General features: G+C 60.9%; 20 protein-coding genes and 1 tRNA gene. 6 read left to right on the top strand and 15 right to left on the bottom strand.

The window, feature by feature from the left end:
• The 7 genes from Q0D44_RS15945 to traA all read right to left on the bottom strand — a co-directional run.
• Positions 1-527 (bottom strand): GIY-YIG nuclease family protein (locus Q0D44_RS15945; RefSeq protein WP_294137945.1); only part of this gene is annotated, 527 nt, incomplete at its 3' end.
• A complete protein-coding gene (locus tag Q0D44_RS15940) occupies positions 517-2,133 on the bottom strand; it encodes an Eco57I restriction-modification methylase domain-containing protein (RefSeq protein WP_294137944.1) in 1,617 nt (538 codons plus the stop codon). The genes Q0D44_RS15940 and Q0D44_RS15945, both read right to left, overlap by 11 nt.
• The gene (locus tag Q0D44_RS15935; protein WP_294137943.1) at positions 2,130-2,780 is read right to left on the bottom strand and encodes an N-6 DNA methylase; all 651 of its coding nucleotides are present in this window, start codon (positions 2,778-2,780) and stop codon (positions 2,130-2,132) included. The genes Q0D44_RS15940 and Q0D44_RS15935 overlap by 4 nt, the downstream gene beginning before the upstream one ends.
• A 59-nt stretch (positions 2,781-2,839) precedes the next feature.
• A complete protein-coding gene (locus tag Q0D44_RS15930) occupies positions 2,840-3,172 on the bottom strand; it encodes a HigA family addiction module antitoxin (RefSeq protein ID WP_294137942.1) in 333 nt (110 codons plus the stop codon).
• 9 nt (positions 3,173-3,181) lie between these two features.
• The gene (locus tag Q0D44_RS15925) at positions 3,182-3,472 is read right to left on the bottom strand and encodes a type II toxin-antitoxin system RelE/ParE family toxin (RefSeq protein ID WP_294137941.1); all 291 of its coding nucleotides are present in this window, start codon (positions 3,470-3,472) and stop codon (positions 3,182-3,184) included.
• Positions 3,473-3,580: 108 nt separating this feature from the next.
• Positions 3,581-4,333 (bottom strand): DUF6118 family protein, encoded by a 753-nt coding sequence (locus tag Q0D44_RS15920; protein WP_294137940.1) that lies wholly within the window; start codon positions 4,331-4,333, stop codon positions 3,581-3,583.
• 18 nt (positions 4,334-4,351) lie between these two features.
• The gene (gene traA, locus Q0D44_RS15915) at positions 4,352-7,348 is read right to left on the bottom strand and encodes a Ti-type conjugative transfer relaxase TraA (RefSeq protein ID WP_294137939.1); all 2,997 of its coding nucleotides are present in this window, start codon (positions 7,346-7,348) and stop codon (positions 4,352-4,354) included.
• 173 nt (positions 7,349-7,521) lie between these two features.
• Between traA and Q0D44_RS15910 the strand changes: the two genes are divergently transcribed.
• Both Q0D44_RS15910 and Q0D44_RS15905 read left to right on the top strand, forming a co-directional pair.
• Positions 7,522-7,827 (top strand): conjugal transfer protein TraD, encoded by a 306-nt coding sequence (locus Q0D44_RS15910; RefSeq protein WP_294137938.1) that lies wholly within the window; start codon positions 7,522-7,524, stop codon positions 7,825-7,827.
• Between the two features lie 22 nt (positions 7,828-7,849).
• Positions 7,850-8,080 carry a conjugal transfer protein TraD gene (locus Q0D44_RS15905; protein WP_294137937.1) on the top strand — a complete coding sequence of 77 codons (231 nt, stop codon included), beginning with the start codon at positions 7,850-7,852 and terminating at the stop codon, positions 8,078-8,080.
• On the opposite strand, the gene Q0D44_RS15900 is transcribed toward Q0D44_RS15905, so the two are convergent.
• Positions 8,077-9,591 carry a HEPN domain-containing protein gene (locus Q0D44_RS15900; protein WP_294137936.1) on the bottom strand — a complete coding sequence of 505 codons (1,515 nt, stop codon included), beginning with the start codon at positions 9,589-9,591 and terminating at the stop codon, positions 8,077-8,079. The genes Q0D44_RS15905 and Q0D44_RS15900 overlap by 4 nt on opposite strands.
• The gene (locus Q0D44_RS15895) at positions 9,588-10,040 is read right to left on the bottom strand and encodes a hypothetical protein (RefSeq protein WP_294137934.1); all 453 of its coding nucleotides are present in this window, start codon (positions 10,038-10,040) and stop codon (positions 9,588-9,590) included. The genes Q0D44_RS15900 and Q0D44_RS15895 overlap by 4 nt, the downstream gene beginning before the upstream one ends.
• Before the next feature lie 324 nt (positions 10,041-10,364).
• Between Q0D44_RS15895 and Q0D44_RS15890 the strand changes: the two genes are divergently transcribed.
• On the top strand, positions 10,365-10,571 hold the full coding sequence (locus tag Q0D44_RS15890) for a hypothetical protein (RefSeq protein WP_294137933.1): 207 nt from the start codon (positions 10,365-10,367) through the stop codon (positions 10,569-10,571).
• Positions 10,572-10,940: 369 nt separating this feature from the next.
• Here Q0D44_RS15890 and Q0D44_RS15885 read toward each other — a convergent pair whose 3' ends face one another.
• The 3 genes from Q0D44_RS15885 to Q0D44_RS15875 all read right to left on the bottom strand — a co-directional run bounded on the left by Q0D44_RS15885 (position 10,941) and on the right by Q0D44_RS15875 (position 14,140).
• Positions 10,941-13,142 carry a hypothetical protein gene (locus Q0D44_RS15885; RefSeq protein ID WP_294137931.1) on the bottom strand — a complete coding sequence of 734 codons (2,202 nt, stop codon included), beginning with the start codon at positions 13,140-13,142 and terminating at the stop codon, positions 10,941-10,943.
• Positions 13,143-13,404: 262 nt separating this feature from the next.
• Positions 13,405-13,725, bottom strand: coding sequence for a DNA-binding transcriptional regulator (locus tag Q0D44_RS15880; RefSeq protein ID WP_294137930.1), 321 nt, complete (start codon positions 13,723-13,725; stop codon positions 13,405-13,407).
• Positions 13,715-14,140: a type II toxin-antitoxin system RelE/ParE family toxin gene (locus Q0D44_RS15875; protein WP_294137928.1), complete on the bottom strand. Its 426-nt coding sequence runs from the start codon at positions 14,138-14,140 to the stop codon at positions 13,715-13,717. The genes Q0D44_RS15880 and Q0D44_RS15875 overlap by 11 nt, the downstream gene beginning before the upstream one ends.
• Positions 14,141-14,564: 424 nt before the next feature.
• Here Q0D44_RS15875 and Q0D44_RS15870 point away from each other — a divergent pair, with 424 nt between their 5' ends.
• A complete protein-coding gene (locus Q0D44_RS15870) occupies positions 14,565-14,768 on the top strand; it encodes an AlpA family transcriptional regulator (protein WP_107124454.1) in 204 nt (67 codons plus the stop codon).
• Between the two features lie 60 nt (positions 14,769-14,828).
• On the opposite strand, the gene Q0D44_RS15865 is transcribed toward Q0D44_RS15870, so the two are convergent.
• From Q0D44_RS15865 to recJ, 3 genes are all read right to left on the bottom strand, one after another.
• Entirely contained in the window at positions 14,829-16,064 is a 1,236-nt protein-coding gene (locus Q0D44_RS15865) for an integrase arm-type DNA-binding domain-containing protein (RefSeq protein WP_294137922.1), read from the bottom strand.
• Between the two features lie 164 nt (positions 16,065-16,228).
• Positions 16,229-16,303 (bottom strand) — tRNA-Glu (locus tag Q0D44_RS15860).
• A 100-nt stretch (positions 16,304-16,403) separates the two neighbouring features.
• On the bottom strand, positions 16,404-18,170 hold the full coding sequence (gene recJ, locus Q0D44_RS15855; protein ID WP_294137921.1) for a single-stranded-DNA-specific exonuclease RecJ: 1,767 nt from the start codon (positions 18,168-18,170) through the stop codon (positions 16,404-16,406).
• 149 nt (positions 18,171-18,319) lie between these two features.
• On the opposite strand from recJ, the gene Q0D44_RS15850 reads away from it, so the two are divergent.
• Together Q0D44_RS15850 and Q0D44_RS15845 are read left to right on the top strand one after the other, a co-directional pair.
• Entirely contained in the window at positions 18,320-20,371 is a 2,052-nt protein-coding gene (locus Q0D44_RS15850) for a BamA/TamA family outer membrane protein (protein WP_294137920.1), read from the top strand.
• Positions 20,371-24,588, top strand: a complete 4,218-nt coding sequence (locus Q0D44_RS15845) for a translocation/assembly module TamB domain-containing protein (protein ID WP_294137919.1) — start codon at positions 20,371-20,373, stop codon at positions 24,586-24,588. The genes Q0D44_RS15850 and Q0D44_RS15845 overlap by 1 nt, the downstream gene beginning before the upstream one ends.
• Positions 24,589-24,633: the final 45 nt, after the last annotated feature.

Genomic DNA, 24,633 nt, shown 5'->3' with positions numbered 1-24,633 from the left:
CTCGTAAAGGTTTTGCCAAAGCGCATCTTTGCGTTCCACAGGAAGCGTGGCGTGGAATTGGGGTTGTCGCTCCAGATTGAGTTGAAATAGGCCGTGGTTTTTTCCACTGCATCGGCCTGTTCGGCGCGCAACGGAAAGTCTTCGTGATGCGTGCCAGATAGCCGCAGACCCTTTTGCAGTTCTGCAATTGCTGTTTTCACATCATCAGGCGAACATCGCATCCATTCCCGCGATGCGCCGATAACGACATTCTCGAACTTTTTGTCGATCAGCCGCTGGCGCACTTCATTGTCGCGAAACAAGGTGCCATCGTCACGTTCGGCCAAAGCGTCAACATGCAGCGTATAAGCCTGCTGCATCTGTCCCTGAGACTGACGAATCCGGTCGTTGACGTCAGCCCGCGTCGTCTGCCCAACTTTGATCAACCCAGTATAAGCAGCGGGCGCATCATCGGGGGTCCAGGCATAAATTCGTAAGCGGGCCTCGGGCTTAGGGGCAAGGATTTCCTCGATTGACTTACTCACCATTGCCCCCGCTCAGAGGCCGAACAACTTTCTCAATAAACGCGATTTCCTCGGCAGAAATCCCATACTTCTGGTATAGTTCTTCGTCTGTGTAGTGCTTCGACCAATCTTGGGTAGGAACAAATGTGTATACTTTCCGCGTGACGTGCTGAGATGACTTATGCAAAAGTATAAGAAGCCGTACCAATCTACACGAAAGGTAAGATAGAACGCTTTCAGCTTCGCCTTGGGTTTCTAGCGGCCCAATACTAAGATACGTTTCCGATGAAATGCTGCCTGGCTCACCTATAAATGGCGTACTAATAATTCTATGTGGGTAGCTATCCTTGTTTCCGGTTCCCGGGGCGGCGTAGCCAGCAAACAGCTTCCACTTGTCAATGAAATTAGCACCGCTTACCACGGAATCCCTTGGGACGTAGCCTTTTCCACCATTCTGATAAATCAGAACATCGCCGGGAGATTTTGTAGCCTTTCCTTTAAAAAAGGTACGGAATCCGAACAGGCGTGCTGAGCTTACAAGGCGATCAAAACGCCTATCATCGGGCAATGTCAACGTTTCGGATTGGCCGCTTTCAACTGCGATGACCTTCTTTAGGATCGACACTCCTTCATTAAAACGAATAAAAATGTCTGCGCCCGGCTCAAGTAGTGGACGAGAGGTTGTCGAAATCGGCCAATCTTGGAATCGCGTGGTAACCTTGCACAAACCCGGATTGTCGCGATCCCAAAGAAAGTAGCAAACTCCGCCTTTAAGGCCAACTCCTGGAAAAACATCAGATGCACTTAGAAAGTCGTCAATTGAACGCAGTCGATTATCGGAAAGCATCGACTCTCTAAAATCATCAAGTCCTTTTCCGCCAGCAAACCAACGAGACGGTATAACCATGGTCAGAAAACGCGGTTCTAGCTTTTTTGCCTGCTCGACAAACTTGTTGTAGATCGGAGCGGCGCTGGTACCAAAGCCACCATCGTCCAACTGATATGGCGGGTTACCGATAATAACGTCAAATTGCATTTGACCTCCAAATAGCTCAGCAACCCGAGCCTTGATGTCGTCAGTATGAATCAGCGCATAAGCGTGAGTTTCAAACTCATAACCGCGATCGAGCGTATTCTGCCCTGCACCGCAAAATGAGCATTTCCCATCTATCCAGCGATGCTCAGTCCGCTCAAACCAGATATTGCCATCTTCATTTTGGAAAGAACTGGCGATAGAATATTCGCCCTTGGCATGCTTGGAACAATAGAGGCTGCGGCGGGCTAACAGGCTGGTCAACCGCGTAATTCCGATCCCGAAAATTTGCTGAGTAAGGATATGATCTACGCGCGTTTGAAGGTCGGGAATTTCGGTTTCAAGCCCAGCAATCAGACGCTTTGCAATCTCGCGAAGGAACACGCCCGATTTTGTGAACGGGTCCATAAACCTGACCGAACTATTCGCCCAAATGTCTGCACCGCCATTGCTCTCGGCCCAAGCCTGCGCCAGCGTGTCAAGCATCCGGTTGGCAAATTCGGGCGGGGTAAAAACCTCGTCGTTTGACAGATTAGCAATGCAAGTCAGCACATCGGGATTGCGCCCACGCAGGGCAAAGCTGACCGGTTCGATCATGCTGCGGCTCCCAACTCATCAAAAGCTGCAGCTAGATCAGGCACGGTCATCGGCGGATAGGTCTTGGCCGGGGTGAAAATCTCGTGCTTACCCAGCCCAGCGAACAGTGACCCTTCGGCGTTAAAACTCGCCATTCCGGTTAACACGTCAAGGCGGAAATCGCGGCGCTGGAACTTGCCCTTGCCCAGATACCCCCATTCCACAACGGTGATCGGATTGCCGTCAATCCCGCGCATCGTCATCGCATCCCCATGCACAAGGTTGAGCGAAAGCACATGGCTGGCAGCGCGATGGAGGTTATCGGCCTCATCCAAACCTAAATAATCCGCAAAAATGTCCAGCATGTTGGCGCGGCATTCCGCGATATTATCCTCCAGCAACTCGACCCCATAAGCGCACATCAATCCATACAGCGCGTAATGGCGCTTCTCGAAATCAGACTTGCCGAACTTCAATTCTACAGCGGCCAATTTGCGTTGTAGGATAGGCACAAGGAAATTGCCGCTGCCGCAGGCTGGCTCAAGAAAGCGCGCGTCAATGCGCTCCGCCTCCCCTTTTACAAGGTCAAGCATGTGCTCGACTAACCAAGGCGGTGTAAACACCTCTCCATGATCGGCAACGCGCTTCTTGGACCTAATCAAGCTCATTCAATGTGTGCCAGTATGTTCAGAGACCGGTCAGTGGATCCGCTCCTCTGCATTGATATTCAGACCAATGCCGCTTGTTGATCAAGCGGTTTTCCCTTGAAAGGTGCGACCTTAATATCCCCTTCCCGCTTACGGGCTTGGGCAATATCGTAGCTATTCTGCATCCGCATGAGGGTATCCATTGATACCCCGAAAGCCTTCTCGATCCGCAGCGCCATTTCCGACGACAGGTGAGCTCGCTCATTGAGCAACGTCGAAAGCGTCGCGCGTGTCACACCTAGCACCTCAGCCGCGCCCGTTACCGAAAGGCCCAGCGGTTCGATGATCTCGTGCTTGACGAAACCGCCGGGGTGGGCGGGGTTCTTCATCCGTATGCCAGTGACAGTGTTCATGGCCACCTCCTAGTGGTAATCCTCATAATCGAGGTCGATGATCTCAATCTCGTCGTTGTCGATCCGAAAAGTCATCCGCCAGTTTTTTGTGACGAATAAGCTCCAAGTCCCCTTGCGGTTACCGGTGAGCTGATGGGCTTTCCAGCTCGGCACGGTGCGCAGCTCGTCCTCCAGCTCCATATCCTGGAGGAAAGAGACCATACGCTGTATCTTGGGCACGACGGCGGGTTGCAGGCCGCTGGCATCATCTTTCTCGATGAATCGTCGCAGTCCCTTGTGGACCACGTTCCTGATTTTCATAAGTAGCGTCTACCAAAATGACCGTTCGGCGTCAAGCTACACCATACACCTTGCGATTCCTATGTTGCATCGAGCGCCTAGTTCGATGGCGGCCCTACTGTTCGCCGTTTAGCCGTTTCTTATGCGAATGGTGCAACGTATCGGCTTGCCTGCCTTGGCAACGGCCCTTTTGCACGCGGCAATGGTATCGCGGTTCTCGTGTGTTAGGTCGGCGGCGTCTACGATTGCCTGCCAGCTTTCCGGATTTCCGGCACGCATAAGGCGGATACCTGCATCCCACAGGGTAGGCTCGCCTAGCATGCGACTGGCAACCCGTTCCGGCCAAAGCCAGCTTTGCGGGCCGATGCTGGCCGCCCAGCCGGGATAAACCAGCCACAGAAGCGACATGGCCAGCGCCGCGCCTCCGCCGCAATAGAACATCTGCCAGCGCTGTTTCTGTTTGGTGCGAATGGCTCCGACCGCGCGCATCTGGTCCGCATGGGCTTGATGATGCAATTCCAGCGATTTCTTGATGGTCGCCTTATCAGTCGCTCGTGCGGCATCCGCCGCTATGTCAATCCGCTCTGCCATGCTCTCCGGCGTCAACTGCATGGCGGGCGCTTCCATGATTGTCTTCGTCTGCCCCGCCAGCGTCGCGAGATAGCCGTTCATCTTGGCAAGCGTTGGGCCGTAGTCGGGAAATTCGAGGCTCTGCTTCTCGATGGCGATATGCTCAAGCGCGCGGGCCATCACCGCCATGCGCCCTTCAAGCCGTTCCTCCATAGCGGCCACGCGCTCCGAGAGGTGCGCGAACGCTTCGGCGGCGGCATTGGGCCGGGGTTCCGGCTCCGGTTCGTTCAAAAGGCTCTGTTCGTCATCCATATCATGGTCTCCTTGGCGTTAGCGGCTCATGCCGCGACTGATGTCGCGTCCGTGATCGAGGGGGATGGAGGATGCGAGGTCGTGGGACAGACTTCGGCCCGCCTGCTGGCCGATCTCAAGTCCAAGCTCGCGGCTGCGCAGGCCCAACACCGATTCAAGCTGGGGGTCACGCTCAAGGCTTTTCGCCATGCCCGCCATCTGCTGCGCGGCACTTTTCGCACCTCTGAAATTGCCGTCGCGCACAAGCTCGGCGTGATGACGCTGCAATTGCTGCCACCCTTCCACGAACCGGTCGGCTCGGCTGTAGGGGTCCATGCGGATTTCGGTCTCCAACTGCATCGCGCGCACAGCCGCCTGGCCGCGCTCCTCGGCAGCCTCGCGGACAAGCTCCGGGCTGCTGCGGAAGGCGCTGTTCAGGTCCGAAGACCCTTCGGGGCGGATCGCGTCCAGAGCATCCCGCGCCCTGTCGACCGCCTCGCGCTGGTGCGGCATGGCGTCCAGACCCTGTGCGCGGGTCTGCTGGATCGCATCGAGCGCTTTGGCATAGCGCTCCACCGCGCCACGCACACCGCCAGCCCGAAGCGGCTGCGCGTCATGTTCGGGCTGGCGCTGAACGGCCCGCTCCTGCGCCGGGGGTTCGGCCTTCGGCTGGAAGCCCGCGAAAATGTCGTGTTCCCGCTGCTGCGGCGGGATAGTGGGCCGGAAATTGTCGAAGATCCCGCGTGCCTTCTCGACGATGGGCCTGACGATTTCCGCGATCCGTTCGCCAAAGCTAATGCCACGCCGCTCGGCATATTCCCTTGCTGGGTCGGCTTGTCTGTAATCGGTCGCCATATCCTTGCCGCGCTCGCGTGAGAGCGTGCGAACAAGCCGGGACTGATCGCGGAAATCATCGCGGCCATAATGAAGCGCCATGCCATCGCGATGGCGGGACATGGCGACATAAGCCCCGTGGCGATCCATCCCCGGCGTCGCCAGCACGTGGGCCTTGTCCACTGTCATGCCCTGCGCCTTGTGGACGGTGGCGGCATATCCGTGGTCGAGGTCGCTATAATCTTTGGTGTCGAACGATACGGAACGCCCGTCATCGGTGCGGACGAACATATGGCCTTCGCTTACCTGCTCGATGGTGCCCAGCGTGCCGTTTTTGACCTCAAGGCTGCGCTCGTTGCGCAGGAACATGATGCGGTCGCCCGACGCGAATAGTCGGTCGCCGCGCTCGGTCTTCACCTGGCGCTCGTCGCCTAGTTCGCCCGCATTGCGCATCGCCGCGCGCGCAGCCTCATTGAGGTCGCGAACTTCCGCATTGGTGTGGGTGAGGATGATGCGGCTGGCGTCTGGATCGGCTTGCCGTTCACGATCCCAGCGCTCGACAAGTTCACGCCGCGCATCTTCGCGCGTCTCGGCCTGATGTACCATGGCCTTGTCGGCATAGGCGGCAATGGCATCGCCGGTCCTGCCGGTCGCCAGATGCCGGGTAGCATCCTGCTGCCATCCTTCATGCTGGCGGCGAACCTGCGTGATTTCAACGCCGCCATGGCGCTCATGGATCGCGCGGAACGCCGCACCCGCCTCGATCGACTGCAATTGCTGCGGATCGCCGACAAGGACGACCTTCGCGCCAACGTCGGCGGCATGGGACAGCACGCGCTCCATCTGGCGCGTGCCGACCATGCCCGCCTCGTCGATCACCAGCACGTCGCGCGCGGTCAGCAAATCGCGGCCCTGCGCCCAGCCATGTTCCATACTGGCGATCGTGCGCGACGCGATGCCGGAGCCATTTTCCAGACCCTCGGCGGCGATGCCCGCAAGCGCCGCGCCGCGCACATTGAGGCCCGCGCTTTCCCACACCTCGCGCGCCACGCCCAGCATGGCGCTTTTGCCGGTCCCGGCATAACCCAGCACCAGTGACAAGCCGCGCCCGTCCGTTATATGGCGCAGCGCGGCTTCCTGCTCTGCTCCCAGAGCAAGACCACCACTCTCGGCGGCGCGACTGGCGTAGGTCGCCGCCGCCGAGAGACCATCGCTCCGGTCCATCGCCAGCCTGTCAGCCGCATGGCTCATCCGCTGCTCGGTCTCGATCATGTCGCGCGAGGTGAACCGATCGTCGCCGCGCCCGTCCTTGCCCAAGGCGATCAGGTCCGGCGAATTACGCACCGCGCGCATGGCGGCGTTGAACTGCTCCTGCCCATCGCTGTGCCGATGAATGAACATCGCCATATCGCGGTTGGTGAATGTCGCCTGTTGATGGGTGATGGCGTTGAGCGCGATGCCGGGATCGGCGATGATGCGTTCGCCATTCTCCCGCGCGATCTCTCGGTGCATCTCGGCGCGGTCGGCTTCCAGCCCATGGGCGTCCATCCGGTGCGCAGGACCGCCGATCTTGCTTTGCGGTTCGAGGTCGATGCCCTGATCGGCAAGGCTGCGGTGATCGATCCGCGCATTGATGTCGAGTTCGGCAAGGCGGGTGTTGACGTGGGTCTCCCAGCGTTCGCGCCAGCGCTCAACATTCTCATGATCGTTCCACTCGCGCACCTTCGCCCCGAAGCCAGCGGTGCCGTCCTCGCGCTGCACGACCTCCCGCATGGTGAGCATGACATGGGCATGGGGTTTGGGTTGTCCGTCCGCGCCGATGTCCCAATGCACATTTAGGTCGGCGATCATGCCGCGATCCACGAACTGCGCGGACACAAAATCGCGGGCCAGTTCGATGCCCTGCGTCTTGCTCATTTCGCGCGGAATGGCGAACTCGACCTCGCGGGCAAGCTGGGCGTCCTTGCGCTTCTCGAATGCCTCGACATCGTTCCAGAGGCGTTCGCGGTCGCGCCATTGTTCCGGCGCGCCTTCCGGCAACATGATTTCGCTATGCTCCACGCCGGAGCGGGCGCGGAAATCTTGGGGCCGGTCGAGGCGCTCGTCGTGCAGCCGCTCGCCCGCACGATAGGCAGCAGCGGAGACGGCGGAGCGCCCCGCCGCGCGACTGATGACCTGAACGGAGAAATGGAAAATCGCCATGATGGCAATCCATTTACGCCATCAAAGCGCACGTCGGAACGACGTATAAGCGCGCCCTTCTCGAAAATTTCTCGGAAGGGACTAGGCGGTGTCAGGCTGTCCCGGCGACTCTACTGCGCAGCGGGTGAGATCATCTTACCATAGCCCCATCGTCACTCAATGGAGACTTTGCAATGCGCAAACCCCGCGATTTTGATTCGGAACTCAAAGCCCTGGCCGACAAGGCCAAGGCGCTCAGGGAACGGCGCGTCCGCCAGCTTGGCGAACTGGTGTCGGCGACCGGGGCCGATACACTCGACGCCGATATACTGGCCGGGGCGCTACTCCATGCCGCTACGGTGAAAGACGCCGCGACAAAGGAGGGATGGCGCAAGGCGGGCGCGGCATTCTTTCTCGGCAAAGGCGGCGAGCCTGCGAGCGGACCTTCTGGCCAGCAAAGCGGCACTCTCCCGCTCGGCGGCGGCGCGGCATCGGCTTGAGGCTCGGAAGGCACGAACCGACATGCGGGATTGGCAGGTCAAGCGGCGGGAACGAACGCGGCATCTGATCGAACTGGGCGGCCTCGTCATCAAGGCGGGGCTGGTCGATCTGACCAATGATGACCGGGCAACGATCTACGGCGCGTTCCTCACCGTTGCCGACCGGTTGCGCGGCGAGGAACGCGCCAACGCTCTCGCCCTCTGGAGGCGCAAAGGCAAGCGGGCCTTCGAGGCGGAACAGGACGGCGGTTAGCGCGAAACTGACAAGTGAACATTGCTGTCCGGTTCGGCCTGATACTCGACCATCGCCGCGATGGGTGGACTGCTCTTGTCGCAGTAGCGCACGGTGATGAAGCCTTCTCTGATCGCAGGGCACAGGCCGGAGCCATAGAGAATGTCCGCCAGCGCGTCGAAGGTCGTCGCCTTGGCGCGATAGGCCCCGGTCCATTGCACCGTCCAAATGTCCTCGTTGGCCTTGACCCGGTAGCCCGCCCTCTGCGCAACATCCATGACCGCGCCCAACACGGTGTCTGCGCGCACGTCGAAGTCCAGTACGGCGGAGAGGTCTGCCGGTTCGGAACGCACGGCCTGCGCAGACTGCACCCGCCATAGCATTGCCTCCGCACCAGCCATGAAAAGGCATAGACCGATCACCGCCAAGAACAGATGGTCTTCCCAGCGCACGAACCTGGCAGAGCGCCAGAATCGCCGAAGCGGAATGAGCGGATTCCATCGGTACTGTGGCGGGGCGACACGTCGCACGATTCGCCATGTCCGTTGCAGCATGTTTGCCCGACCAGCAGGCTCGGAAAGGGCTATCGCTGTCGTCGGCACTTCGGGGGGCGGAAGCATCGGCGCTGGCAGGCTCGCGGCAAGCGAAGCTTGATGATCCGCGACGGCAAACGCTGCCCGTTCCTGCAATATTTCCACTCGCGCGAACGCCCATGACAGTTCCTCGCCCGAAATGCGGTATGATCGCCCATAGCGCGCTTCGACATAGGCGCGGCGTATGCAGCCGAACGCGCGCCGCTCAAACCGGCTATCGCGCGGCCATGCCGAACACAGACGCGGGTCCAGCGCTTCCGCCGCCTCGCGCAGTTCATCCAACGCATGGGTGCGCGGGGCGTGCAGGCTGATCGACTGCAAGACGGACAGATAGAAATGCTCGCATGCCTGATGCAGCATCAGCGCCGCCATCGGCGCATCGCCTCGGTTCCGATAGAAAGCCGCGCCAGCCAGAAAGCCGGTTCCGCGCTTATGCCACCGGATGAACTCCGCCACGCCCCGGCTAGCCCGTTCTCGCGCTGGCAGGTGGCGCGGCTCTTTCAGCCGCAAGCCCTCCATCTGGTAGAGCGCGATACCCTGCTCGGCGATGGTGACGAAATGCGGGACGCCTTCGGCAAGAGCGCCGTTCACCCGTTCAAGGCTTTCGACCGCCAGCCGCACCGGGCGGGTAATTTCGCCATGCTCCCACGCGCGGCGCAGCCTGTCACGCACCAGCCGCCAGTCGCGTTCGCTGCGGGCAAGACGCGGGTAGTTGACGATCACCAACAGGCGGAATGCTTCCCCCGGCGCAACATCTTCCCAGTCCTTCTCGGCGTGGGGACCATGCAGGATCAGGGTGAGGATGCGGCCTGCCCGGAAATGTTCGGAACATCGGCCCTTGGTTGTCTTCTCGAACGCCTCGAACAGGATTGTGACGACGTGAAGAAGCTCCTCCGTGATCGGCGCTGGCAGATGATCGGTATCGGTGCGCAGCATCATGACAGCGCCTCCTGTGGGCGACGCTGGCAACCTTTCGGGCGCGGGTGGCCTGTCACATCATGCACGCGATCCACCAAGGCACGGACAAGGGGTGTGATCGTGGCGGGAATGAAGCCGCCTGTGCGCGGCCGGTCTTCCTCCCAATCATGATAATAATAGCCCCACTTCCAGTAGGGCGAGAGTATCGCCGCCAGCCGCGCCATATCGGGGCAATCATGACCAAAGCCGCAGGCATTGGCGTAGGCCAGCGCCTTGGCGATGTCCTGCTTGATGTGGCGGGCATTCCACGCATCGGCAAAGCCCACGTCCAGCAGATAGGCGCACAGGGCCTGCTGGGTCACGAAACCGGCCTGATGCAGCGCTTCCTTTGCATGTCGCGGTTCGGCTAGGAAATCTGCTTCGAGCGTGGTCATCCAGCGTTCGGCATTGTGATAGCGGAAGCGGCTCACGCTTCGGCCCTCTTTAGTCCGCACCAGTGTCGCGGGTTCGTCTTCATGCCGCTGGTGGAGCGGTGACAGGGTCTTGGCCCAAGGCGAGGCGATGGCCGACGCCGTAACTGGTATGACGGTCAATCCGCGTAGCAGAGCGCGGCGAGATGTACCGATTTTCGAATCGTCAGACGGATATTCACCTTTCGCCATTGCCTTGCCTCCATCGGCTAGGTCCTCTGGATTACATCTCGCAAAGGACTATCAGATATCGCTTATACGACAAAAGAATGGCATTGATCAATAACCGATATCTCTTAGTGAACTTGTGATTGAACGGGCGTCATGGCCGGTTACGAGACTTCCATGGGAAGACCGCCGCTCGGAGTGAAAACAACCGTTGTCCGTCTGCCGAATGGCTTGGCGGAGCGCATTGACGATCTGATCGGCCCCAATCGGCGCGCTCAGTTCATCCGCAGCCTCGTTGAAAAGGAGGTTGAACGATTGGAGAGCGAACGTACCGCAAAATCGGGCAGGCATTCTTCAACCTGAAAGAAGCGTTCGGTTGCAGTTGTCGGGCAAATCGCCAATCCGGCGGTAATTCTCACCCATTCCTTGTGACACCGTGATTTGCAGGGGCATCGCAGAATTGTGTGGCTCGTGCCCGACGCCAATGCGCTTCCCGACTGACCGCAATGCGCCAGTTTACGCCGTTCAATTGGGCCAATGGCGCGCCCATGAGCAGTCAGTCCGCTTATGACCAGGGCTGGGACGAAGCAGTCATTCCCGACGAAATGCTGAAGCGCCGATCATGCCCGAAGCGGCCTGACCCGACTCGGCGAATGATCGGCGCGGAATGAGCAACTTTGATGCAAACCGGAAAGCCGCTTTTAGCGGCGTAGCGGAAACAGCGGACGATACCTAAAGTGAATTGAGCTGCGTCCATATTTCATCCGACGAGGCCGAACGCTGATCTGAGACATCCTGCATTCTGCGTGTGAAGCGGCGTTGAGGAACATACAATGTTCCATGATCCCCCCGTGTTTTCAAAACCATCTGGTGGGTCTCTAGGTAGCGAAGCGTAGCCTCAGCCGCTTTCGCATCCCAGTATCCCTCCGTGCCTCTCAACAAAGCGTCTTCCTGCCGCCCTCCTCCCGGCTGAAAAAATAATTTTTTCAAGAGGGCCATGAGCGTCTTGTGGGCATCGCTCAGGTTTAGTTCGCTAATTCTGCTAACGGTGAGCGCCGGTTCAAACTTTTCCGCGACACAGTTGTCTGCAAAAACATCTGGGAAGGCGTTCAAAGAGCCTATGCCCTCTACCATAGCGAATATGCAGTTGCCGAACCCGACTGATTCAAATTTTGAATCGTCGATCACAAGGCGCCTGACATAAACGTTTGAAACATTTAAGTTACTTGAAGTAGAACCAGAAAATGAGAGCAGCTCAATGTCGCCGCCAGTGATCATCAAACCATTATAGTTGTGATCGCCGCTTTCCAGTAAGCTAATTGTAGCCACTATGTCGCACGCTAGCTGCTGATTCCCGTTCTTGGAGCAGTTTTTGGCATATTGAACCGCTTGCCCGCTAGTGTGGCCTTTTGCAGCCAGCACCTCAACACCAAATGATTTTAGGGGCTGTACCCATTTCTTGGCGGCAACCTCAGCATCATAGGCTAGTATGGCCCCTGCGGTAGCTAAGCCGCGGAGACCGTCTTTCGCATACTGATCGATGAAACGGCGATCTGGGCTCCCCGCGCCCACGCGGCCTAGATAGGGAAGCCGCTGCAGTAGAATCGCAGCTTCATCGAGCGGTGCATATCCGGCTGCCTTGTAAAATGCTTCATTTACAGTTTCTGGGGACAGGTCGTCTTTACCGTCGGGTTTTTCGCGCGTCGATTGGGCTAGATTAAGAAGCACCTCCCGAAGCGTGCCAGTCTGAACTGTCGCGTGAATTTTGGTCTCGCGAACGCATACCGCATCAAAGACCTGTTCAAAGAATTCTACTTCGCCCTTCGCGGAGGACTGTATTCGGTCTATCTCTGCAGGATCAAGCCTAGCAAGAAGCTGACAAATGAGCGGCTTCTTGGGCATCCAATCCGGGACATTGCTTCGACCTGTCGCAAGTGAAATGTATGCAGCGGCTTCGGCATCGCTAAATTCGGCTGGACATTGCAGCAGGAGAAAACCTTCGCTTAGCCCAAGGCTTTCCGCCATCTCCTCATAAGTATCGAAATAGTGTTCTCGTCCGGTAATTAGAACTCCTGAACCCTTCGAGTTGGATAATAAGTCTCGCACCGCCTCGCTGCTGGCTCGCCGAACTTCTGCGAGGCGCTCAGTGGCACCTGACCACGATTGCGAGCCGATTTCATCGAAACCGTCCAAAAGCAAAGCATGCTGGCCTCGCTTGACGCTGCGTATCAAAACATCAGCAAAGGAAGATAGCCCTATTCGACTTAGATGATCGACAATAAGAGTATTAAATCTCCTGAATCCCCAATGATCTCGCAAGTTTATGGCGAACGGCGTGAATACGGATTCAAATTTAATCAGAGCGTTAAATGCTTCCATCAAGCAACGCGATTTTCCAGATCCAAACTCACCTAGCAAAACAACCTGACGGCCTCGAGCGACCTCTTTAGCAATATCGTGTACATTGTATTCGTTATTTTGGGGATCGCGATAGGTTATAGCCACATATGGAACCTCATCGGCCTCCCCAGTGTTTGGGTCTACGGCGCTGCCAAACGGAGCAAGCTTCCGCTCGTTAATGTATTGAGAAGATCCAAGAAATTTGCTCGCGAAATCGGCAATGCTATAAACCCCGATGTTGAGTCCATCTCCGGTAGTTTTTAGTGAGGATGTGTCACCGGACGTGACGAAATAGCACTCGGAATATATTTGCCTAGCCATGAGGGACAGGCGCATTGCGCCAAATTTGGTTACGTCCTCACGCAGCTTATCGAGTGTGTCGCTTTTCGAGACCTCGATTAAAATCCAATAGTCAGGGCGAACTTTGATAACCCCATCACACCTGACGCCGTTTACTAGCTCGGCAGTGCAGGGCGCTGCCCAAACAGATGCTGCAACCTTCCGAGCTTCCGCTTCAAGTACGCGCCAGTCCATATTCCCCCCATTTCCTCGCAACCGACGTGGGATGAACGAACGGTCGCATCGTGGCAACCCAAGGTTTTAATCGAACGGCCGCTTGTGGGGCAGCGGCGGCCCGTCAGCTTCATGACGCTCGGTCACGGCTTCTGTCAGATCCAGACGTCCGCGCGACCTAGGAGCAACGGAAATAGCTGGTCGGCAGGCGACCCAACGCAAGAGTCAGCTATTCTCGCACCCCAACTACAGACCGGACATTCGCCTAACGGCCATTGGACAGCTACGCGACCGCCTGTAATCCTTTGCGCTGGATGATCGACAGAAGACGCAGAGCAGGGCCGCCGGGCCGCTTCACGCCGCGTTCCCAATCCGACACGAGATTGCGCGAGACGTTGAGATAGGCGGCGAATACTGGTTGCGAGACATGCTCACGCTCGCGGATCGCCCGAATTTCATCGCCTGCCAGCGCAGGGGCGGGGGTAAGGCACGCGTCATCGAATGTACGCAGCGTCGCGCGCGACACCACGCCCGCATCGTGGGCGTCGCTCATCATTTCATGGATCGCGCCTGCAATCTCGCTGCGATAGCCTTTATCCTTCATCACGGTTCCCATCGTCTATCTCCACCAGCGTTCCCGACGCCACCAGTCGGTCCAATTCCCCGGCGCTCCACTCCAGCGCCTCGCTTGCCGCGTCGCGAAGCAGGGCCAGGTCCGCCTTTGTTATGTTCGCCTGTGCACTCTTGGCGAACCCGAAAGTGAATATCGCCCTGTCACCCTGCCGGAAAAGGATCAACGTGCGATAGCCGCCCGCCTTGCCTCGCCCTGTGCACGCGACCCGCTGCTTGATGACACCGCCGCCAAGATCGGCATCCACCAGACCGCTTTCTGCGCGCTCCACGGCTTCAACAAGCGAGGCATCAGCAATCCGCTCTTTTCGCGCGAAGCGCTCGAACCAACCATTTTTGAAGATGCGCGCGATGGCGGTTCTCCTGCTCTCTGTGATTCTATATAACACTTAGCATTATAGTTCAATATGGATAGGAAGGAACGACACGGTATCCGCCTTCTTGACAGCGCATAGGCTGCGGGTGAGCATGGGTTTGCTTCACGACGCTACCGACGGTGGTCCTTTCAAAGGAGCCTCCAATGACCGACTCGACCTAACGCCTGCTGGCTGTCCCCTGAGACGGGGCGGATGAGAAGGCGTGGCATGAAACTTTGGTACAGGCTGGGAAAAAATCTTCGCTGATCGCTATCAGTGAGAAGCCTACGCAAAATTCCGCCGTCTTCCGCCGCTGACCGCCAATTGCCGCCAGCGTTCACCGACCCATGAAAGCGTAGCTGCCTGCGCGCCCGGAACACTCTTGTCCGGGACGGCAAGGCATCCAATGCTCGTGGTCGGGGGCGCGTGCAACATCCTGATTTGAAGAGACTGCCCCATGAACAACAGTGATCGTATCATTCGCCTGAAAACCGTACTTGCCCGCACCGGGCTTTCGCGCACGACGCTTTATCGCAAGATGGGCGAAGGCACTTTCCCGCGCCAAGTGAAGATCAGCGTCCACGGCGCTGGCTGGCGCGAGTCCGCCATCAACCGCTGGATTGCCGATCCGGTAAGCTATCGGGAGGAGTTGGGCGTTTGATCATGTTGCCGTGCCCAACCTGTTGCAGGCGTGGGGCACGGCAACATCGACGGCTTGCGATCAGGCGGCTTGGCTCTTCGCCTTACCGAACTTGCCGGTTACGACCTTATGCCCGTCGCGCAGGAAGTCGAGATGGTCGGACCAGTGCTGCATCATGCGGACCCGCTCGTCCCAATATTCGCCCCGCGTGTATGCGCGACGCACGGCGTTGTTGTCGCAATGGGCAAGCTGCCGCTCAATCGCGTCGGGATGCCATAGTCCCATTTCGTTGAGCAGTGTCGCCGCCATTGCGCGGAAGCCGTGGCCGGTCATTTCATCCTGTGCAAAGCCCATGCGCCGCAAGGCGGCGTTGATGGTGTTCTCCGACATGGGCCGGTCCACCGAGCGGAGCGACGGGAACAGGTAGCGGCTATAGTCGGCATCATGTTCGATGGCACCAAGGATCGCCAATGCCTGCCGGGAGAGGGGGATAGTATGGGCGCGGCGCATTTTGGTCTTGTGCGCCGGGATGGTCCACAGCGCCTTGTCGAAATCGAAGTCGGCCCATTCGGCATAGCGTAGCTCGCCTGGGCGCACGAACACGTGCGGGAGCAGTTGCAGCGCTGCTTTGGTATTTGCAAAGCCCTCGAACGCCTCAATGGCGCGCAACAGTCCGCCCGCATTGTCCGCGCTGGTGATGGCGGCCCTGTGGACGGTCTTGGGCGCGATGAGAGCGCCGCGCAGGTCGGCGGCCACGTCGCGCTCCGCGCGCGCCGTGGCGATGGCATAGCGGAATATCTGACTGCATGTGCTGCGCAGGCGCTTGGCCGTCTCGTAGCGGCTCTTGCCCTCCATTTTGCGCAGCATGGTCAAAACCTCCTGTGCGGTGATGGCGGTGACAGGGCGCTTGCCCAGCGACGCATTGATGAAGGCCAGCAGCCAGCGCAGCTTCTTCATCGTGACGGAGGAGCGGCCTTCACGCTCGACTTTCACCAGCCATTCGTCGGCAACCGCCTTGAAGCTGTTGGACGCGGCCACGGTCGCGGCAATACGATCCAGCCTGATCTTCTCAGCGGGATCATTCCCCTTTGCCAGCACTTTGCGGGCGGCGTCGCGCTGTTCGCGGGCGTCGGCAAGGCCGATGTCGGGATAGATCCCGAAGGCCAACGTCTTTTGTTTGCCAAGGTGGCGATAATTCATCCGCCAGTAGCGCCCACCATTGGGTGCCACATAGAGGAAAAGGCCATCGCTATCGGTGAGTTTATAGGGCTTGGCTTTGCCCTTGGCTTTTTTGATCGCAGCGGCGGTGAGCGCCATGATGGTATCTCCTTTTCGAGGAGGGCCGCGATACCATCAGACATACCATCAAGTTGCTGGTATCCGGTGGTCCGAGACCGCTCCGTATGGGATACCTATACCATGAAAAAACCGCAGAAATCCGCCATTCCTGGCACATTCTGATACTCTCTGGGAGAGTATTTTGGTGACCCCTACGGGAATCGAACCCGTGTTTCAGCCGTGAAAGGGCCGCGTCCTAACCGCTAGACGAAGGGGCCGTTGGCGGCGCCACCGGATGGCGCTGCGAAGCGAGGCGGGCATTAGGAGGAGACGGCGCAGGGGTCAACCCCCTTTTGCGTGCAACGGCAGGCTTCGCCCTCAATCGGCCCAGGCGGCATCCTCCAGATGGAGTTCGGCGGCCGGGCGACTGCCCCAATCGTCAATCTTCGCGCGGCCCGCGACCCATAGCCGCCGGTCGCGCGGCGCGCCCAATATCGCCTGGCCCAGATCGGTTTCGGCCTGCCGGAAAGCGATGGTCTTGAATGACCGGCCATCCTCCCCGCCCATGATCGCACGCAAATGGCCATTGCCCACGATGTCGGCCTTGATCACGCGCATCGGCCCGGCGGCGATGCGGGGGGCTGGCCAGCCAGCGCCATAGGGACCGCCTGCCTCGATCGCGGCGATGAAGTCGGGATTGACTCCGGCGGGGGCCAGCACTGCGTCGATCAGCAATGCCCGATCATCGCGCGCCCGCGCCACGGCGGCGGACAAACGATCGTCGAGGAAATCGGCCAGCGCGTCCACACGATCCGCCGCCACGGTCAGCCCTGCCGCCATCGCATGGCCACCGCCCGCGACCAGCAGGCCGCTATCCTTGGCTGCCATCACCGCTGCGCCCAGATCGACCCCGCTGATCGACCGGCCCGATCCCTTGCCCACGCCCTCCTCGTCCAGTGCGATGACGATGGCGGGGCGACCTGCTTTCTCCTTGATACGGCCCGCGACGATGCCGATGACGCCGGGGTGCCAGCCCTGCCCGGCGATCACCGCGACGGCGCGATTGCCCTGGGCGGCCAGCAGCGCTTCGGCCTGTTCCTGCACGGTCGATTCGATCGCGCGCCGTTCTTCATTATACTGATTGAGTTGCTCGGCGATGCGCGCAGCCTCGGCGGGGTCCTCCGTCGTCAGCAGCCGCACCCCCAGATCCGCCTGCCCTACACGCCCGCCAGCATTGATACGCGGTCCCAGCGCAAAGCCCAGATCATGGCAGAGCGGCGCGCGGGTCAGGCGGCTGGCGTCGATCAGCGCGGCGAGGCCGATGTTGCGCCGCCTGGCCATGACTTTAAGCCCCTGCGCCACAAAGGCGCGGTTCAGTCCCTTGAGTTGCGCAACGTCGGCCACGGTCCCCAGCGCAACGATATCCAGCAATTCCATCAGCGCCGGTTCGGCCCGTGTCGCGAACCAGCCGCGCCCGCGCAGCACCCGCACAAGCGCCGCGCCCAGCAGGAAGGCAACGCCGACCGCGGCGAGATGGCCATGGGTTGCTGCCTCATCCCCCTCGTCCAGCCGGTTGGGATTAACGAGCGCCAGCGCCAAAGGCAGCGCCGCGCTGCATTTATGATGATCGACCACGACGACATCGACCCCGGTTTCGCGCGCCATGGCCAGCGCCTCGAACGCCTGCGCGCCGCAATCGACGGTGACGATCAGGGTCGCGCCCTCGCCCGCCAGCCGCACCAGCGCCTCGCCCGACGGACCATAGCCCTCCATCAGCCGGTCGGGGATATAGGGCCGCGCCGCCAGCCCCAGATCGCGCAGCAGGCGGATGAGCAGCGCCGCGCTGGTCGCGCCATCGACGTCATAATCGCCGAAGATGCGCACATCCTCGCCCCGCTGCACCGCGTCGGCCAGCCGATCGGCGGCGGCATCCATGTCGCGGAACAGGCTGGGATCGGGCATGAAGGCGCGGATGGTCGGGTTGCGGTGCGCCTCCAGCGCGTCGCGCGGGCAGCCGCGCGCCAGCAGCAATTGCGTCACCAGATCGTCGGGCAGATAGCCCGGTTCGCGCGCATCCGCCCCCTCCCCGCGCCATTTCCAGGGCTGGCCAGTAATCGAGCGGGCAATGTTGAGCGCAAATGTCATGCCGCCGCTCTAGACTCTGGGAAGCATGGAGGGAAGCGCGGGCCGTCGCGGCGAATCGTCCGCTCGACGGAACCGCCGCAACCCCTTGCGCGTATTGCAGGTTCGTCGGCCATCTATAGGGCTGGCGACCAAAGGGGCATGACGGACATATGATCAGACGACAGGCGCATCATGTCCGGCACATGTTGGGCCTAATTATCGCGACCGCATCCCCCCTGCCGTTGATGGCACAGACAGCGACGCCGCCCGAAGCCGAAGCGCCGATCCTGCCCGACGACCAGTTTGACGCGCGCCTGCCCTCGATCGACAGCTGGATCGAGCAACAGATGCCACAGACTGGCGCGACAGCCGAGCTGCCCGCCGCGACGGAGCCGATGCAGGAGCCGGAACTCGCCCAACCTTTGCCCGCGCTCGACAGCGTGACCGTGCCTGCCAATGTCGCGGCCGACACTGACCCGAACATAAAGACGCCCGATATCCGCTACGCCACCCGGATCGAGGGTTTCAGCAAGACGGGCCTTGAGGATGCGTTCCGTGATGCCTCCGCGCTGATCGATGGCGATGGCAAGGCGGAGACCGCCGCGATGGTGCAGGCGCGGGCGCAGGAGGATGAGAAGCTGGCGGTGCGGCTTTTCTATTCCGAGGGCTATTATGACGCGACCGCGCTCGCCAGCCTGGACCAGACCGGTAACGGCACGCTGACCGCCGTGGTTTCGGTGACGCCAGGCAAACGCTATAAGCTGGGCGATATCGTTGTGACCGCCGGGCCGACGGTGCCGCCGGGACTGGCGCGTGACAGCCTGCCGCTCAAGAGCGGGGACTATATCGTCGCCGCGACGGTCGAGGGGGCTGAAGCCAATGTCGCGCTGCGGCTGCCGGAACAGGGTTATGCCTTTGCCAAGGTGGGGGAGCGCGACATATTGCTCGATCCCGCGACCGTGACCGGTGCCTACACGCTGCCTGTGGATACCGGCCCGCGCGGTACCTTCCGCAAGATCACCACCAGTGGCGAGAAACAGGCGTTCGGTGCCGATCATATGGAGGTGATCCGCCGCTATAAGCCGGGCGAGATTTATGACAGCCGCAAGGTGGACGACCTGCGCAAGGCGCTGGTGGCGACCGGGCTATTCTCCAGCGTCGCGGTCGATCCGGTGCGCACCAACGAGGCCGGGCCGGACGGCACCGAATATGTCGATCTGCATGTCGAACAGGATGCCGGGCCGCCGCGCACGCTGGCGGGCGAACTGGGCTATGGCACGGGTCAGGGTTTCCGGGCGGAGGGGACATGGACCCATCGCAACCTCTTCCCGCCCGAAGGCGCGCTGATCGCGGGCGTGGTCGCGGGCACGCAGGAACAGGGCGTGTCGGGCACCTTCCGCCGGTCCAATGCAGGCAAGCGCGACAAGACGTTTCAGGCCGGCGCGCTGATCAACCATCAGAAATATGACGCCTATGAAGCCTTCACGGCGGGCCTGAACATCAGCTGGGCGCGGCAATCGACGCCGATCTTCCAGAAGCGCTGGACCTATAGCTATGGCGCGGAAATATTGCTGTCGAACGAACAGACGACGATTGACCCGGCGACCGGCCAGAATAAGCGGCTGACCTATTTCATCGGCGCGCTGCCGGTGCAGGTCGGTTATGACCGGTCCAACGATCTGCTCAACCCGACCAAGGGTTTCCGCGCCAGTGTGCGCGTGTCGCCCGAAGCCTCCTTGCAGGGCAATGTCTCCCCCTATGTGCGCGGCACGTTCGACCTGACCGGCTATTATCCCGTGTCTGATGCGCTGGTCATCGCCGCGCGCACCCGGCTTGGCACGATCAGCGGTGTGTCGCGTGACGATGTCGCGCCGTCGCGGCGCATCTATGCGGGCGGGGGCGGATCGGTGCGCGGCTATGGCTATCAGGAACTGGGGCCGAAGGACGCGAACAACGATCCCATCGGTGGCCGGTCGGTCAATGAATTTGCGGTCGAGGGCCGCTATCGCTTCGGCAATTATGGCGCGGTGGCCTTTGTCGATGCGGGGCAGGTCTATGACAGCGCGATCCCGAAATTTTCCGACATGCGCTATGGCGTGGGCATAGGCGGGCGTTTCTACACCAATTTCGGTCCCTTCCGCGCCGACATTGCGATGCCGATCAACCGGCAGCCGGGCGAGTCCAAATTCGCCCTCTATATCGGCATCGGGCAGGCTTTCTAATGACGCAGGACGACACCCCCACCCCGACTGTCCCCACCCAGACCGTCATCGTCCGCGAGGGTCGCCCGTTGTGGCAAAAGATCGCGATCGGGGTCGTCGGCCTTGTCGTCGCGCTGGTGGTGCTGGCGGCGGGGCTGCTGCTCGGCCTCAACACCCAGCCGGGCAAGCGCTTCCTGATCCAGCAGATCGCCGCGCTGAAGCTCGAATCGGGCATGGCTATCGAGGTCGGGCGGATCGACGGGTCGGTCTATAGCGACATGGTGATTCACGATCTTGTGCTGCGCGATCCCAAGGGCGTGTTTGCGGTATCCCCGCGCGTCCATGTGGTGTGGAAGCCGTTTCGCTATGTGAACAATCATATCTCGGTCAGCCTGCTGGAAACGCCTTTGGTCGTGCTGGCGCGCAGCCCGCAGTTCAACGCCACCCCGACCGATCCCAACGCGCCGATCCTTCCCGATCTGGACATTGACGTCGACCGGATGAAAATCGGCAAATTCGTGCTGGCCAAACCGGTGATCGGCCAGAAGCGCGAGATTGCAATCGACGGCGTAACCCATATTGCCGATGGCCGCGCCATCCTGTCCGCTGATGCCATCGTCGACAGCGGTGACCGGTTGCAGGCCAAGCTGGACGCGGTACCAGACCAGAATCGCCTCGCCATGAGCGGCACGCTCACCGCGCCCAAGGGCGGAGTCATCGCGTCCATGTCCGGCCTGACCGACGGGATGACCGCGACGCTGGATGGCAAGGGGACGTGGCAAGCGTGGGACGGGCGCATCATTGCGACCAGTCCCAAGGGGCAACTCGCCAACATTGCCATCGCCGCGCGGGATGGCGCCTTCACTGCCAAAGGCCCGGTGCGCCCCGGCCTGGTCATGGCTGGCACGGTCGATCGCCTGACAGCGCCGCAGCTGGACGTCGATCTGTTCGCAGGCCTCAACGAACGGCGGGTAAATCTGAAAGGCACGGTGCGATCGCCAGCCCTGACCGCCGATGCGCAGGGGATCATCGACCTTGGCACCAGCCGCTTCAGCGCGCTCAGGATCAACGCGGCGCTGCTGACCCCCGGCGCGATCATGGAGAAGGTGAAGGGCCGCGATGTGCGCGCCGCGATCATCCTGGACGGGCCGATGGCGACGCCGTTTATCGACTATGACATTACGGCCAAATATCTGGCGTTCGACGCCACCGGGATCGAGAATCTGAAAGCCAGCGGCCGCGCGGTGATTGACGCCGATCGCATCCGCATCCCCGTCAGCGCGACCGCAAGCCGGGTGACCGGCCTGAACGCCGCGGCGGGCGGACTGATGAACAATTTGCGGGTGAAAGGCGATTTCGCCTATGCGGGCGGGAAGCTGATCAGCGACAATCTGAAGATCGACAGCGACCGGGTCGATGCCACTGCGATCATATTGGCGGACCTTGATAACGCGCTCTATCGCGGGGCGCTTAAAGGCCGGGTCAATGATTATCGGATCGACGGCGTCGGCATCGTCAACCTGAACACCGATGTCGAGCTGGTCCCCGGACCCAAAGGCGGCTTTGGTCTGTCGGGTCGCTTTGGCGTGCGGACGGCGCGTTGGGACAATGCGTCGGTGCGCGATTTTCTGGGCGGCAATGCGGTCGCCACCGGGCGCATCGGCATGACGCCGGAGGGCAAGTTCACGCTGGCGGGGCTGAAGGGTGCTGCCCCCAATTTCACGATCCAGTCGGGATCGGGCAGTTACGACACAGACGGCCAGATCGCGTTCGACGCGACCGCTTCGTCGCGCCAATATGGGCCGCTGGCCTTGACCGTGCGAGGGACGATGGAGCGGCCGCAGGCGGTGCTGCGTGCGGCGCGGCCCAATGTGGGCGTACAACTGTCCGACGTCGTGGCAAAGTTGAACGGCGAGGCGGCGGGCTATCGGCTCGAAGCGACCGGCGGATCGCCTTATGGTCCCTTCTTTGCCAATGTGCTGATCCGCACGGCAAAGGGGCCGTTGACGATCGACATCACCAAGGCGCGCTTTGCCGGGGTGGATATGGCTGGCACGGTGCAGCAGAGTGCTGCTGGTCCCTTTACCGGTCAGCTCAGCATGAACGGGTCGGGCATCACCGGTGCGGTGCGGCTGGCAGCGGTTGGCAAGGCGCAGGGGGTGGACGTCAACGCCACCGCCAGCAACGCCAAGCTGCCCGGCGACGCGGAGGTGCTGATTGGCCGCGCCATCGTGACGGCCTCCATGGTTCTGACCGATCAGCCGCGCATCGTCGCCGATGTGCAGATCGCCAATGCCGCCTATGGCGATTATGTCGTCCGCACCGGGCGGGCGAAGATCGACTATCAGGGCGGGCGCGGCAAGGCGCAGCTGGTGGCCGACGGTTCCAGCGGCGTGCCCTTCTCCATCGCTGCCAACGCAGCGTTGCGGCCCAATCTCTATGCCGTGGCGTTGCAGGGCAAGGCAGGGAATATTCCCTTCCGTCTCGCCAACCCGGCGATCATCCGCACCGAGCCGGCAGGCTATCGGTTGGAACCGGCGACCTTGGTGCTACCGCAGGGCAAGGTCGATCTGGCGGGGCGTTTTGGTGACAGCACGGCCATACAGGCGCGGTTCAAGGATTTCGACCTTGCCATCATCAACATCGCTGCGCCGGGGCTGGGCATTGGCGGCAAGGCGACCGGGACGCTGGACTTTACGCAGACTGGCAATGCTTTCCCGACCGCGAGCACACGCCTCGCGATCGCCGATTTCCGCCGCTCCAGCCTGACCGCCGTGTCCGATCCGGTTTCAATGCGCATGGAGGGCAAATTGTCGAGTGCGGGCGGCGACCTGCGCGGGTTGATCCGGCGTGGCACGTCCACGCTGGGGCGGTTCGTCGCTACCCTCGCCCCGCCCGGACCCGGTGCCAGCTGGAGCGAGCAGTTGCAGGCGGCACCCTTGAGCGGTGGCATCCGCTATGCCGGGCCAGCCGATGTTCTGTTCTCCTTTGCGGGGCTGGCTGACCAGCAACTGACCGGCGGGCTGGCGGTTGCGGCGGATTTCAGCGGGCGGCTCACCGACCCGCGCGTCAATGGCATCGTCCGCGCCAATGCGCTGACCTATGAGAATGAGACGTTCGGCACGCGCGTCACCCAGATGCGGCTGGACGGTCGCTTCACCAACGACCGGCTGGAGATACGCGACTTTTCGGGCCGGGCGGGCGACGGCACGGTCAAGGCGTCCGGCTCCGTTGGACTGGCCGCCGACAGCGGTTTCCCGATGGACATCGCGATCGCGCTGGACCGCGCCCGGCTGGCGCGCAGCGAAGCGATCACCAGCGTGGTCAGCGGGACGATGGCCATCACCAACAGTCCGGCCAATGGCGGCCTGATCAAGGGCGACCTGACCCTACCCGAAACCCGTTACAAGGTCGCCTGGCAAGGCGGCACCGACATTCGCCAGTTGCAGGGCGTGCGGCGCAAGGGCGAGGGCGTCGATATTCTGGACCAGCGCATGGCTGCGCGACAAGCGGCTGCCAAGCCGGCGGACTGGAAACTCGATATAAGGCTGCGGGCCGACAATGAAATTTACGTGACCGGCATGGGGCTGGATTCGGAATGGAAAACCGCCATGCGGGTGACCGGCACCACCGCCAATCCGCGCGTGGTCGGCAGGCTGGAAGTGCTGCGCGGTCGTTATAGTTTTTCGGGCAAGCAGTTCGATCTGGAACAGGGTGTCATCACCTTTAACGGGCCGATGCTGAACCCGGTGCTGGCGATCAAGGCGCAGACCCGGATCGACACGGTGACGGCGGGCATACAGGTGAGCGGATCGGCGCAGCAGCCGGACATCGCGTTCATCTCCAACCCCACCCTGCCGCAGGATGAAATCCTCTCACGCATCCTGTTTGGCGATAATGTCGCCAATCTGTCGGCAATGCAGGCGGTGCAGCTGGCGGCGGCGCTCAATGGCCTGCGTGGCGGTAGTGGCGGGCTGAACCCGATGGGCAAGTTGCAGGGCGCGTCGGGGGTCGATCGCATTGGCATCGTCGGCGGCGACGAGGCGACCGGGCGCGGTACGTCACTCGCGGTCGGGCAGCATATTTCGAACAATATCTATGTTGAGGTCATCACCGACTCCAAGGGCTTTACCGCCACCCAGCTGGAGATCGCTTTGTCCAAGACGCTGAGCTTGCTGTCCAAGACTGGCACCAATGCCGGGTCGTCGGCGAACCTACGCTATTCCAAGGATTATTGAGGGGGCTTAGGCTCGTTCGTTACATTACCCGTTCGGGCTGAGCCT

Origin of the sequence: Sphingobium sp., assembly GCA_023266575.1 — a bacterium.
Classification (GTDB): domain Bacteria; phylum Pseudomonadota; class Alphaproteobacteria; order Sphingomonadales; family Sphingomonadaceae; genus Sphingobium.
The sequence above is the reverse complement of the archived record's forward strand: the minus strand, read 5'-3'. Positions and strand labels throughout refer to the sequence as shown.

What these genes read in the sequence shown, in the direction of transcription:
- Q0D44_RS15940 (WP_294137944.1), bottom strand. Translation starts at nt 2,133, where the DNA reads ATGATCGAACCGGTCAGCTTTGCCCTGCGTGGGCGCAATCCCGATGTG.
- Q0D44_RS15935 (WP_294137943.1), bottom strand. Translation starts at nt 2,780, where the DNA reads ATGAGCTTGATTAGGTCCAAGAAGCGCGTTGCCGATCATGGAGAGGTG.
- Q0D44_RS15930 (WP_294137942.1), bottom strand. Translation starts at nt 3,172, where the DNA reads ATGAACACTGTCACTGGCATACGGATGAAGAACCCCGCCCACCCCGGC.
- Q0D44_RS15925 (WP_294137941.1), bottom strand. Translation starts at nt 3,472, where the DNA reads ATGAAAATCAGGAACGTGGTCCACAAGGGACTGCGACGATTCATCGAG.
- Q0D44_RS15920 (WP_294137940.1), bottom strand. Translation starts at nt 4,333, where the DNA reads ATGGATGACGAACAGAGCCTTTTGAACGAACCGGAGCCGGAACCCCGG.
- traA (WP_294137939.1), bottom strand. Translation starts at nt 7,348, where the DNA reads ATGGCGATTTTCCATTTCTCCGTTCAGGTCATCAGTCGCGCGGCGGGG.
- Q0D44_RS15910 (WP_294137938.1), top strand. Translation starts at nt 7,522, where the DNA reads ATGCGCAAACCCCGCGATTTTGATTCGGAACTCAAAGCCCTGGCCGAC.
- Q0D44_RS15905 (WP_294137937.1), top strand. Translation starts at nt 7,850, where the DNA reads ATGCGGGATTGGCAGGTCAAGCGGCGGGAACGAACGCGGCATCTGATC.
- Q0D44_RS15900 (WP_294137936.1), bottom strand. Translation starts at nt 9,591, where the DNA reads ATGATGCTGCGCACCGATACCGATCATCTGCCAGCGCCGATCACGGAG.
- Q0D44_RS15890 (WP_294137933.1), top strand. Translation starts at nt 10,365, where the DNA reads ATGGCCGGTTACGAGACTTCCATGGGAAGACCGCCGCTCGGAGTGAAA.
- Q0D44_RS15885 (WP_294137931.1), bottom strand. Translation starts at nt 13,142, where the DNA reads ATGGACTGGCGCGTACTTGAAGCGGAAGCTCGGAAGGTTGCAGCATCT.
- Q0D44_RS15880 (WP_294137930.1), bottom strand. Translation starts at nt 13,725, where the DNA reads ATGAAGGATAAAGGCTATCGCAGCGAGATTGCAGGCGCGATCCATGAA.
- Q0D44_RS15870 (WP_107124454.1), top strand. Translation starts at nt 14,565, where the DNA reads ATGAACAACAGTGATCGTATCATTCGCCTGAAAACCGTACTTGCCCGC.
- Q0D44_RS15865 (WP_294137922.1), bottom strand. Translation starts at nt 16,064, where the DNA reads ATGGCGCTCACCGCCGCTGCGATCAAAAAAGCCAAGGGCAAAGCCAAG.
- recJ (WP_294137921.1), bottom strand. Translation starts at nt 18,170, where the DNA reads ATGACATTTGCGCTCAACATTGCCCGCTCGATTACTGGCCAGCCCTGG.
- Q0D44_RS15850 (WP_294137920.1), top strand. Translation starts at nt 18,320, where the DNA reads ATGATCAGACGACAGGCGCATCATGTCCGGCACATGTTGGGCCTAATT.
- Q0D44_RS15845 (WP_294137919.1), top strand. Translation starts at nt 20,371, where the DNA reads ATGACGCAGGACGACACCCCCACCCCGACTGTCCCCACCCAGACCGTC.